Here is a 12,130-nt window from a genome sequence, read left to right on the forward strand (position 1 = left end):
TCCAGCAGATGACGAAAATTGAGAATCGTCGTCTCGTCGGGAACCGGCTCACGCCCAAGGTCAATGCCGGCGAAAAGACACATGGAGCGAGATTCATACAACGCTTCCTCGGCGCCTGGATCCGACAAGTTGAACCAGTGTTGGAGGAAGTAGATGCGCAACATCCGTTCCAGTTCAATGGGGGGGCGCCCGTTTCCCGCTTTGGGGTAGTGGGGTTCGATGAGCTCACAAAGCTGATCCCATGGAACCACAGCATCCATCTCCGAGAGAAACTTCTCTCGCCGGGTTGGTTTTCGAAATTGCTCAAATTCCCCCGCGGCAAATGTTTGCTGTTTCATCGTTTTCTACCGGTTCCAAATAATGCGTGTATTGTCGCAAACTTTGGGACTTAATCAGAGATGCCCTAAATATTAGTCAGTCGTGTCATTAAAAGACCTGATTCTGTCTTCTTCCAGTATTCAAGACCAATCACGTCTCTTACGATCTCCGCTCAACGCCTGTGCAGCACCCTCTTCAGCCCTCGGAGGAAAAGAGATTGTATCGAGTATATATTGACTTCACTAAGCACTAGGTATCCATTCGGTTTCACTACTCTCGTAAGCTCATCAAGCGCATACTCAAAATCAGGAATGTGCATTATGGCTCCCCAACAGAGCACATAGGGAAACTTACCATCTGGGAAGCTTAGAGATAGTCAATTTTCCCTCAAGAAACGCATTTTCCCCGAAAGACCCTTAATTGTCTGCCGCGATATATGCCTTCTCCAGTACGTAGTCGGAAAAGTCAGTGGCCGTAACGTCTAGCCCTCTTTCAGCGAGGATCAGGCTCTTGGTATCACCCCCGCAACAGGCATCCAGTATTCGCTCATATTTCGATGCACATATCAGTGCAATAATCCTATCGATTGCCGAGCGAAGGAACCGCTCTTTAGCAGATGTCCGAAATCAGCTTGCCCAGCTATCGTTTACCGGACCTTCTTTCAGCGTAGTTCTGGTCGCGCCTCGGACGAATGAGCCGTGCTACCTTCACAAGAATTCTTGTCTTCAGAGGTCGTCATTCTTCCCTTTCTATAGATGCGTGTGCACGCGTCTCATATGTTTGCACAATGTGCTCCGCCAAAACTGTGCTCGCGACAATAAGTCGGTCAACGTTCTCATGGAGCTCCAATTCTGACCTCCCGTAGGGATCTACGATTTCAGGTGAGCCGGACGGGAGAAATGCACCTAGCCAGATTACACGGGATGTGCAATTCGGAGCTGCGCGCGCAACCGAGTGCCAGTTATGGCGATCCATGATGATTATTGAATCCGCCCACTCGAGATCCTCACGACTTACCGTATGCGATCGGTGTCCTTGTAGATCCCACCCAGTCCGGTTTCGAACGTATTCCACATAATCTCCAGGCGAGACGCGCCCCGATTGCCCAAAAAATCCCGCCGAGCGAATCTCCATGCCTATGCGGTTGCCAATTGCGTTGCGAAGCAACATGGCCACTAGTGGGCTACGATAGATATTTCCATAGCAAAGCACGAGAACCCGACGAAATACCAGCTGTCGCGCCCGCTCTTTGGATTGGATGCGAGCTCCGTAGAGCGCGATCCACGCCCGCGAGCGTTGATGGGCCCTGCGCAAAAGGCCGACCTTCATTGAATTCTTCACCTGCGCGTTAATCGGAGCGAACAGGGGCTAACTGTAACTCAGGGAGATCTTCCACAAGCAACGGTCGGACATGCAAATAACGGCTAGTGCGCCGTTTGGCCTCGATGTCGTGGTATACCCACTCGGCCTGTTGCTCGGTGATTTCTAGTGCCTCTGCTAGTATCGCTGCTGATAAGCCGTGATTCTTCGCCCAAAGCGCCAGATCCATTTGGTGATACGGAAGCGCAAAATAAAACTCATCCTGCCCCTGTGGCATGCTGTAGGTATCCGTTGTCGGCGTAGCATTACAAATCTCTTCCGGTAATTGCAGATACCGAGCCATCGCATAGACCTGAGTCTTATAGAGATGTGCGATAGGTTTGATGTCCGCCGAACCATCTCCGTTCTTTACGAAGAACCCTTGGTCGTATTCGAGACGATTGGGCGTTCCAATTACAGCATAGTTAAGCCGATCGGCATGAAAATATTCCATGGTTTTACGTATGCGCTGTTTGAAATTGGTTGCGGCGACGATCTGCAAGTACTCCTTCAGTCCCAGACGCTTTTCCTGCAACTCTCCATTCAAGTTTTGTACCACCAGTTTGAAGTGGTTGATCTGTCCTTCCAGGCCACCGGCGATGACGATTTTGTTTTTCCAGCCGGGACTGTAATCGGGGAAAGTACGCTGTATGGCCTCATCGCGCCAGCGGTAGCAGCCGATGGCCTCCAGAGCAGGTGCGATATTTTCCACCCGGTATTCGATGCTCAGGTGCTTGGCCAGTACCTCGCCGCGTTCGCCGGAGAATGACGAGGAATCCTGTTCCGGCAGCAGCAGACCGAAAACCTTGTCCCGGCCAACAGCGGACACGGCCAGTGCGGCACACACCGAACTGTCGATACCGCCGGACATAGCGATGACAAAGCCGCGCCGACGCAGGTCCTTGCGCAGGATTTCTCGCATGAGTTCGGCGATGCGCTGGTGCTCTGCTTCCAAGTCGAGGTTGAGGACGTCGCGTGACAGGGCTTGAGTTACGCTACTCATCAATGATGCTCCTGGGTGCCAAATGGGGCTTGGGAATCGACTCAGTCCCGCAACCCGCGGCGTTTGTCGGTATCGATTACTTCCACGTTTAGACCCATGCCGGCGTAGACGAAAGCGATCAAGGCATCGTCAAAGGCTTCGCCTGGCTGAGGCGCAGCCAGGACACGGGCGCCTTTTGCAGCCAAGGCCTGAACTTCGGCGACAGTATCTCCGCCTTTAAAGCACAGATGGTGCAAGCCCTCTCCTCGCTTCAGGAAGTCTACTAGGGGGGAGTCGCGATGCGAAGGTTCTATCAGCTTGATATCCAGGGAATCCTCTTTAACCAGGAACTGTATGTTTACTTCCTGACGTGAATTAGTCACTTTGTCGGTCTTGACACGATAGCCGAACAACTCGCATAAGCGCTTAGTCGCATGGTCGAGGTTACGTACGGCGATACATACGTGATCCAATTGCATCTCAACTCTGCCTCTCAACCAGCATGAACCGACGCAGCTTGCCAGAGCCAGTACGAGGTAGCTTATCGGTAAAACATACTTCCCGCGGCACTTTGTAGGTCGCTAAATGCCGTTTGCAGTAAGCTTGCACCTGTCTTACCGTCAGCTTCTTCCCAGGTTTGGTCACAATGACAACACGAATAACCTGTCCGAGCAGATCATCGTGTATACCAACCGCTGCCGATTCCGCGACTTCTTCCAGTTCGCCGACAATCTCTTCTATCTCGTTGGGGCTGATGCGATTGGCACCGGTCTTGATCATGTCGGTAGCTCTACCAACAATAGTTAGGTACCCCTCGTCGTCAAAATAACCCAGGTCGCCCGTATGCAACCAGCCACCGCGGATTACCTTATCGGTAATCTCTGGGTCTTCCCAATAACCCTGCATTATGTGTTCGCCCCTGGCACAAACCTCGCCTACGGTTCCCTGCGCCACAGGACGATCCTTCTCATCGACTATTCGAAGTTCGATACCGGGTATCGCAATACCGACGCTACCCAGCTTTTGGTCTAAACGCTCTGAGGGTAGGTATGTGAGTCGTGCAGTCGCCTCGGTTTGGCCATACATGACAATGAATTTCGCGGTAGGAACAGCGGATCGCACCTGACCAATAGCGTTGGGTACCATAGCTCCACCGGCCTGAGTCAGATATCGGACGCTGCTCCAATCAAAATCGGCCATACTGGTTCGCGCTAGCAGCAGATAGTAGGTTGAAGGTACCCCCGAAAAACCCGTTACGCGTTCTTCCCCAATTTTCGCCAAGACGCTCTGCGGGTACATCAGGCTGTTCTCAAGCACCAACCGCGCGCCTACCCAAATATGGGTGTGAAGTATTGAGTTCCCATATGAGTAGTAGAAAGGTAGTACATTTAGGATGCTATCGTCTGATGTCAGCTCCAGGTAGCTTAAGACAGATTTCACAAGAGCCACCAAATTGCCATGGCTCAACATCACGCCTTTGGGTCGGCCAGTCGTGCCCGATGTGTAAATAATTGCCGCTAGATCTTCCGGCCGACATCCGACAGGAAGATGATCATGCGCAGGTCGCGATGCGATAATATCATTCCACGATGCAACTGAATTGATGCCCTCCCGGGGGGGGCCTTCCCCTACTGAAATCCCGTGCGATAGCTCTTTCCCTTCACCCGTCAGCACCTGAAATTCCGGGTGGTTTCTTTGGGCGACAACCCAGCTAGCACCACAGTGATTTATCCAATTTGTGAGATCACGCGCCTTTGCGAGCATGTTCAACGCCACCACCACGCCACCCGCCGCAAGAGTACCGTAGTAAGCTGCTATGTATTCAGGAGAATTTTCGAGCAATAGCGCTACGCGGTCGCCTTGTTTCAGGCCTCGGTCTTTCAGGTAGATGGAGAAGCATTGCGCCTGCCGCCACAGATCGTCATACGTTGTTTTGTTCCCTCGCAATACCACAGCTATTCGCTCATGATATGCACGGGAATTATTTTGTAGTGCATGAACTACGGATTGCGACATGACACAGACTAGGCTGCTTTCTTGCGGCCGACAAATGCCACGAGATTGTCTACGGAATCCAAGTTTTCCGGTACCATTTCCGTATCGGCCACCTGAATCCCCAGTTCGTCCTCCAGAAAGAAAATGACTTCCATAATTCCAGTGGAATCTATAATTCCTTTCTGTAGAAACGAATCACTATCTACGAGAGCCGATGGGTCATCTGTAAACAGGAAGTTCTCAAGAATATAAGACCGCAATTGTTCTCTGACCGCCATTTCCATCCTCACATCTGTGTTCATTTATTCAAAGTTATTCGGCTTCTCTCGGAATGCTGCTCGTGCATCTGATAAGTGTCGATGGCATCTGGGCGCACGCTTGGCCGTCCGGAGCCAATTACTTCAGCGCACTATCAGCAACCTGACGAAAGACGCCAAGCCGGGGAACCCCATATATTTATACAAGCTCCTTTTTACTGATCTTGTAATTCTGGTTAATCGGCAACCTTTCGGTGATTATTATATCCCGAGGTATCATAAAACTTTCCAGTTTCTTGGCTAATTCGCACTTCAGAGTACGTGTTTCCAGTTTGACGCTGCCTTCCTCCACAACGTAGGCGAGGATGGCCTGACCAAGTGTTTCATCCTCTACGCCTATTACTGCCGCTTCCGCCACTCCGGGGATGTTGCAGAGGGTAAATTCTATTTCCAAAGGGCTGACCTTTTCTCCGCGACATTTGATAATGTCGTCACTGCGGCCTTCGAAATACAGATAGCCTTCTTCGTCCATGTGGAACCAATCCCCGGTTCGGAGCACCTTTTCCCCCGGTATCGTTCCATCGACGAGCATCTCTAAAGTTTCTTCGGGTCTATCCCAATAGCCGCGCATAATATGTGGTCCCCGGACATGGAGGATTCCCCGTTCGCCCGGGCGCACTAGAACGCCCGTGGAATCCAGAACATAAGCTTCGGTACCCGGGATAGCCTTGCCGACAGAACCTGGTTTCTTTTCGATCATTTCCGGTTCGAGATAACTGACGCGCTTGCATTCCGTCAGACCGTACATGCTGTATATCAGCGCATTTGGAAAAAACCCCCTCAGGCGCGGGATATGTTCGACCGGTAACGCCGCCGCGGTATTGGTTATACGAGTTACGTTGGGAAAACAGAGCGGGTTTCTTGCGTGTGCAGCGATAATCATTGAGTATATCGTTGGCACCCCGGGGAAGGTCGTCACTTCGTAATTCTGGACTCGCTGAAGCACATCCAGGTAATAGGTAAAGGAACGCTCAAGCACCAGCGTCGCACCCAGCTGTATACACATGAGCAACTGATAGAGTCCGTAATCAAATGCCAGCGGTAACACGTTGACGACGACATCGTTCGAATCCATGCGCAAGTACTCGATAATGCTTTTGGCTGTGAAAAGCATGGATTGATGAGTTTGCATGACTCCTTTTGGATGACCGGTACTGCCCGATGTATAGATCAAGGCGGCCAAGTCGAGCGGGATAATAGTGGCCATCGTTGACTTGTTCTCTTTGCTCTCCAGAAGCTCTTCAATATGTTCGTATTCTGGCGCTCCGTCCGCACCTGGTGTCGCGGTTTTATTGCCTCCCGACACAATGAGATGAGTCAGTGTTGTGCAATGAGACAGTGCCTGCTTGTACACAGGTGCGAGTTGATATTCAGCCAGCAGGTGCCGCACCGAGCAATCGTTCAGAATGAACGCCAGCTTTTCTCCCTTTGTCTGCGGGTTGATCACCACAAAGACACCCCCCGCTTTAAGAACTCCATAGATGGCAACGACACAGTGCCAACTGTTCTCCATGAAGATCGCTACGCGATCGCCACGCCGTAAACCTCTCTGTAGTAGCCCCGCAGCAAGGCTGGTGGAGCATTCATCGAGGTCCCTGTAGGTATACGGCTCACCGGCAACGATTATCGCTGTTTTGTCCGCCTCGGCGCGGGCCCAATGCTGCAGCGCCTCGTGAAGCAGGTTCTGTTGCTTTCCCGTTATGAAAGAATCGAGTTGGTGCATATTTGTCCTACGCAGTCCTTTTGGTTCATCCTTTTGCATTTGTAAGCGCGCGGAGCTTCACTCTGTTCTTCACAGTGGAAACTGTCTGCCCATTTACTGCAAACAGTGTGAGGCACAACAATCGCTTCACGCTCCCAATACCGTCATTGGTCTCATTGTTTCGGCTGAATTTTTACTCTTGAAATTCCTGTGAAACGATTCGACGAAATGGTAGTGCCACAACTGAGTCGAAAGAATACCAACCAGCGCCATGTTGTCTTTATGACCGATGGCACGACCTTTTTGAACTTTTCGATGCAGTCGTCCGACTTTTGCTGCATCGAAATAGCCGTACCGCGATACGGTTTCCGGGCTCAGCAGTTCAGCAACGTAATCGGTATTTCCCCCACTGAAAAACGCAGGAATATCGGGAGCACGGTAAGGCTGCTTCGGTCGTTCCGTGATTCCTCGCGGGAGGAAACGACGTGTACTCAGTTTGAGTAAAAACTTTTCGTTCAGAACCCGCATTTTGTGCTTTGGATGAAGTGTATTGGCGAACTCTATCACGCGGTGATCGAGATACGGGAAACGACCTTCCACCGAGTTGGCCATCAACATGCGATCGCCCTGAGCGCAGAGCAGATAACCCGCCATCAGCGTCTTTGACTCTATGTACTGGGCGCGGTTGAAGGGGTGCCACTTCTCAATTCCCGCGGGTAGCTGTTGTTTGAGGCACTCAATCGCATCCTCTTTCAATCGGTCGTTCAATTGGTCAGAGAAAAACGTTTTGCACTGGGCCGTGGTTTGCCACCGGGTAAAGTGACTGAAAAATGGCGAATCCGGCTGATCCAATGCCACTCCAAAAAAATTCTTTAAGTAGGTCAGCCCCTGTGCTTGCGTAATATTCAGATACGGATAGAGCCGCTTCAACAACGTCGGGCGCCAGCTCGACTCCGGTTGTTTCGCCCAAAAACCTCGTATCTTGCCTTCCTTGAATATGTCGTAGCCTCCAAGCACCTCATCCGAGCCTTCTCCGGTCAACACCACCTTATAGTTCTGCTCATGAACCAAACCGGAAAGCATGCCCATGGGTACCGGTGCCGTTCTCAGCACGGGCATCTCGGTATGCAAAATAGTATGAAAAAATGCTTCCCCTACGGATTTTGCGTCGCAGTGCACCCTGCTGTGGTTGGCATTGACATGCTCGATCATTTGCTGCTGGTAACCGCTCTCGTCCAACCCTTTGTCATCAAATCCAATAGAAAAGGTGCGCAATGATGCATTCCCGAAATGATGAATCAACGCAACCAGGGCCGATGAATCGAGCCCACCTGAAAGGTATGCTCCTACCGGGACATCCGCGCGCAACCGAATACGCGTAGCATCCACCAACAACGCTAGCAACTCCTCCGCAAGTTCGGTGTCCGCCCCCTCACGGTAACGACCGTCCTCCGGAAAGGTCCATTCCCAGTAACATTTGCGGCTAATACGTCCACGCTCGGCTATCACCATTTCACCAGGCGCCACTTCTTCCACACCTTCGAACACTGTATTTGGGCTGATCGGAGACCAAAAGGTCATCAACTGGTCCAACGACTTTGCATTTAGTTCTGGAGCTGTGTCGAATACTGCTAAAATCGCTTTGATCTCGGAACCAAAAACCAATCGTCCCGCTTTCTTCGAGAAAAAAAGCGGTAATATTCCAGCACGATCCCGGGCAAGAACCAAACGACGTTTTTCCACGTCCCACAGTGCAATGGCAAATTGCCCATTGAGATGATGGACAAAATCATCCCCATACTCTTCGTAGAGGTGAACCAATACCTCTGTATCGGACTGGGTATAGAAATGATGACCGCGGGCAGTGAGCTCGGCACGTAACTCTACGTAGTTGAATATCTCCCCATTGAAAATCACCCAGACAGATTCATCCTCGTTATGGATGGGCTGTTTCCCTCCCTCGAGATCGATAATGCTGAGACGGGCGTGCCCGAGTCCTATCGCTCCGTCACGATAATACCCGGTTCCATCGGGGCCTCGATGGTGCAATAAATGCACCATGGCCTGCAGTTCCCGATGCTCTACGGGAGGCAGCTCCTGTAAATTGAGAATGCCCGCAATGCCGCACACTGGTCTCTCTCCTGAGGCTAAGCTACCGCCTTTGTATTTGCAGGCGTCTTCTCGGGAAACAGCTCAAGCTGTTCCAGAACATTCTTCATTGGAGCAAAACGAAAGTCTTTCAGTAATCTTCTCAATCTTGATTCGCAGAGCTGAAGATTGTGATAGTGACGAAACCGCGAAAGCGTACCTGCTCTAATGCGGGGTTGCCCAGGGTCGAGTTCCCAGGGATGGAGGTAAAAAACAAATGGCATGGCATTACGTTTGTTGATGCTGCCAAGTCCCCATCTGGAAAACGCGTAGGGATAGATTCTGAAGTAACCGCCTCCAGCGATTGGTATCGTCATGCCGGACCATCTGATCGTGGAAAGGGGGAACTCGACAATCTCCTTGCCGGCAGGGGTTTTCATGTGGTGCGGCCATCGGGCAGCGCCAGGTATACCGTACCGATCATGGCGCACCGGAAAGATGCTGGAGTCATACAGGAACCCACACTCCACCAGGGTATCCAAGGCCCACTGTGAACTCTGGGTAATCGAATAACTGGCCGCACGGTAACCAAATACTGCTTTTTGTGCAGTCTGTTCAAGTATGGACTTGGCACGCTGAGTCTCTTCTCTGAATACATCTATGTTCTGCAAGAAAATCAGCTGATGGCTATAGCCATGACAGGCCAGTTCGTGACCCCGGTCGACAATCTCTCGCACCAGCGAGGGATGTCGCTCTGCGACCCAACCCAGTACAAAGAAGGTGGCTTTGATCCCATCCTCATCAAAAAGATCAAGCAGACGATGAGTATTTGATTCGACGCGCGATTCCATTTCCTGCCACTCGGCAGGATTGATCACATCGCTGAAGGCTGCAACATGATAGTAATCCTCAACATCGACTGTGAGTGCGTTGAGTTGTGATTGGTTAGTGGCGTTGGTGGACATTACTACTGGCGCATTGGGTTTCGGATGCCTATGCAATGCAAAAGGCGACTCCGCATTCTGCAATATTCAAAGCAGTTCAATGACATTAGACGAACCTTCGGGCGCGCATCAGAATGTAAGAGTTGCACTCAAAGTCGCCGAGTTTTCGACATACTCCCGCGTTGAAACGTCAGATGATTGATCTGCTCGTCGCAAATAGAAATTACCTTGCACCCGTCGTCCGAATCGGCGTTCGACGCCCAGATTCACCCGTTTGAGTTCGTCGGTGGCATTGGTACCCGCAAGCTGATTCTCCTGACGTCCACCGCTTAGACTGAAGGTCGTCAGTGATCCCGCCCGCCAGATGACACTCAACTCCATACCTTTGAGGCTTTCGCGATTGTTGCTTGTTTGATAACTACGATCTTCATCGTAAACGCTGACTCGGAATGTGGTCTTCGGACGCTCAAGTGTTGCGCCAATTTGCGCGCGCTCGCGCAGATAGACCTCCGGCGCCACACCGCCCAGGCCCGGCCCGGGCAGAATCGATTCAGGATCTCGCGGGTCGATCTCCAATCGGGTTTCTGCATACGTTATGTAGTCTTCGGTATAGAGGGCTTCTGTTCTCCAGCGTCTACCCTGCTGTAACCAGCGTAGCGAGGCGGTATTGCCGAAAACGCGCTCGCCCGCGAGCACTTCCAATTGATACCGCTCCGCATGCTGGGAGCGCAGTCCCACCATCCAGTAGCTATCGTCCGGCGCATCGCTACCATCGGAGAGTCGAAAGGTGTTTTTCTCGTCGCCGACAAGCACGATGAACCGTGAGCGGGCAAACACGGGAATGCCGACTTCCAGCGTTCCTTGTTCGAAACGAATCTCCTCCTGACTATCGAAATCGATCCGTGACTGGCGGTACTTAGCGGCCCAATAGAGGTGTCCTGGTTGGGAGGTGCTTTCAACGACGGCTGCTATCGCCTCCTGAGTACTGTCAGTCAACGAAGCATCATCATAGTCGATCCTGCTGGTGGCATAGCGCAGGTCTGCCTGCGCCCGTTCCGAGACGCGGAACGTCCACCGCGGGCTTAGATAGGCGGTATTCTCATCGGTAAGGTTACCACTTCCTGCTATGTTGCTCGTGGGAATGGGTGCTGTGGTATCGATCACCTGTTGGCGCACGGACAGCAGCGCGTCGAGCGAAAAAGTGTCGGGCACCAACCAGGCCGTCGCACGACCGGCCAACTGATGATAGGTTTCGTCCAAACTCGAATCATCACGGTAGTCGAGAGCTTGAAGGCGGTAGGTAATGTCGGTTTCAAAGCGTGGTCCGTCGTATGAGGCGTCTATACCAGGCGTGACCTCCAGCACTCGATCCGACACCTCATTGCCGGGAGTGGCAAGATTTATGTTATCGGAATGGCCAAGTCCCAAAGTGACGCTGGGTGTTATTCGCCAGTCCGCCGACTGCGCAGCCAACGGCGCCAATCCAGTCAGCAGCGCGAACGCCAGCAGCCCTGAGTGCGTAAAGGGAAAAGATTGGACACGTGGTGTCGCGTTCATATTCTCTTCTCCACCATCATTCGTTGAGTTCATTGGCCGGACCATAGTAACCTCCGTAGGTAGAACTACCCCTCGCGCCTTTACAACGGTTTAGCACCATCCCCACCAATTTATCATCATCGATGAGCGCAATTGCTTCCCGAAGTGTAGTCTGGGTGGTAAACCCCTCATTCACGATCATCAGGACCTGGCCTACCAACTGAGCCATGACGACTGCCTGGCTGGTAGCGAGTAATGGCGTGGAGTCGAAAAGAATTATCCGGTCCTCATACCTGTTCACCAGCTCGATTACCACACGATCCATCTGCTCGCTTGACAGGAGCTCCGTTGTGTTGTGCTTAGTCGTTCCGGCCGGTATGAAACGCAGTTTTTCCACATTGGTCTTGCCAATCACCTCGCTTAGATCCATCTCCGGATCGGCCAACAGGTCTGTCAATCCTTTCGCTTCAGTGGCATTGAACAAGTGACTCATCGATCGACGACTCAAATCCGAGTCTACCAAGAGCACCGTGCTGTCCTGTTCCTGGGCAATGCTGATCGCCAGATTCAATGATGTGAATGTCTTACCTTCGCCTTCCAACGCGCTGGTAACAACAACCGCGTTCCCACGTTCGACCAGCGGTGCTCCCTTGCCCAGGGCACTCATAAGCAGCAAGCGCTTGACTATTCGGTACTCCTCCGCAGTGCGACTCTGCATGCTTCCAGGAGTCAAAAATCCCCTTTTCTTGAGCTCACTAAAATTCAGTACAAACTCGCTTTGCGTGGCTGGTTTCTCGTTGCTTGATCTCATGCGCCTCGCAGGCACTAATCTGTCTTGCATCGAAGCGTTTTCAAGCTTTTGTATCGCACGTTCGAAGAGATCCGCCAT

12 protein-coding genes are annotated in these 12,130 nt (G+C 51.9%); all 12 read right to left on the bottom strand.

What is annotated here, in order from left to right; translation table 11 throughout:
- Positions 1-338, bottom strand: a 338-nt coding sequence (locus DWQ09_17270) for a transposase (GenBank protein KAA3626218.1), incomplete at its 3' end; no start/stop codon positions are given.
- 152 nt (positions 339-490) lie between these two features.
- The gene (locus DWQ09_17275) at positions 491-658 is read right to left on the bottom strand and encodes a methyltransferase domain-containing protein (GenBank protein KAA3625994.1); all 168 of its coding nucleotides are present in this window, start codon (positions 656-658) and stop codon (positions 491-493) included.
- 395 nt (positions 659-1,053) lie between these two features.
- Complete coding sequence (locus tag DWQ09_17280; GenBank protein KAA3625995.1) at positions 1,054-1,647, bottom strand: hypothetical protein; 594 nt, start codon at positions 1,645-1,647, stop codon at positions 1,054-1,056.
- A gap of 19 nt (positions 1,648-1,666) precedes the next feature.
- Entirely contained in the window at positions 1,667-2,680 is a 1,014-nt protein-coding gene (gene nadE / locus DWQ09_17285) for an NAD(+) synthase (GenBank protein KAA3625996.1), read from the bottom strand.
- Positions 2,681-2,721: 41 nt separating this feature from the next.
- Positions 2,722-3,138: a hypothetical protein gene (locus DWQ09_17290; protein ID KAA3625997.1), complete on the bottom strand. Its 417-nt coding sequence runs from the start codon at positions 3,136-3,138 to the stop codon at positions 2,722-2,724.
- Between the two features lies 1 nt (position 3,139).
- Positions 3,140-4,675 (bottom strand): AMP-dependent synthetase, encoded by a 1,536-nt coding sequence (locus DWQ09_17295; protein KAA3625998.1) that lies wholly within the window; start codon positions 4,673-4,675, stop codon positions 3,140-3,142.
- Between the two features lie 8 nt (positions 4,676-4,683).
- The gene (locus DWQ09_17300) at positions 4,684-4,932 is read right to left on the bottom strand and encodes an acyl carrier protein (GenBank protein ID KAA3626219.1); all 249 of its coding nucleotides are present in this window, start codon (positions 4,930-4,932) and stop codon (positions 4,684-4,686) included.
- A 178-nt stretch (positions 4,933-5,110) separates the two neighbouring features.
- A complete protein-coding gene (locus DWQ09_17305) occupies positions 5,111-6,673 on the bottom strand; it encodes a long chain acyl-CoA synthetase (protein KAA3626220.1) in 1,563 nt (520 codons plus the stop codon).
- 147 nt (positions 6,674-6,820) lie between these two features.
- Complete coding sequence (asnB, locus tag DWQ09_17310; protein ID KAA3625999.1) at positions 6,821-8,803, bottom strand: asparagine synthase (glutamine-hydrolyzing); 1,983 nt, start codon at positions 8,801-8,803, stop codon at positions 6,821-6,823.
- A gap of 17 nt (positions 8,804-8,820) precedes the next feature.
- On the bottom strand, positions 8,821-9,726 hold the full coding sequence (locus DWQ09_17315; protein ID KAA3626000.1) for a DUF3473 domain-containing protein: 906 nt from the start codon (positions 9,724-9,726) through the stop codon (positions 8,821-8,823).
- A 108-nt stretch (positions 9,727-9,834) separates the two neighbouring features.
- On the bottom strand, positions 9,835-11,262 hold the full coding sequence (locus tag DWQ09_17320; protein ID KAA3626001.1) for a TIGR03016 family PEP-CTERM system-associated outer membrane protein: 1,428 nt from the start codon (positions 11,260-11,262) through the stop codon (positions 9,835-9,837).
- Between the two features lie 16 nt (positions 11,263-11,278).
- The gene (locus tag DWQ09_17325) at positions 11,279-12,130 is read right to left on the bottom strand and encodes a protein tyrosine kinase (protein KAA3626002.1); all 852 of its coding nucleotides are present in this window, start codon (positions 12,128-12,130) and stop codon (positions 11,279-11,281) included.

The organism is Pseudomonadota bacterium (assembly GCA_008501635.1).
In the GTDB taxonomy this organism is placed as follows: Bacteria; Pseudomonadota; Gammaproteobacteria; order QQUJ01; family QQUJ01; genus QQUJ01.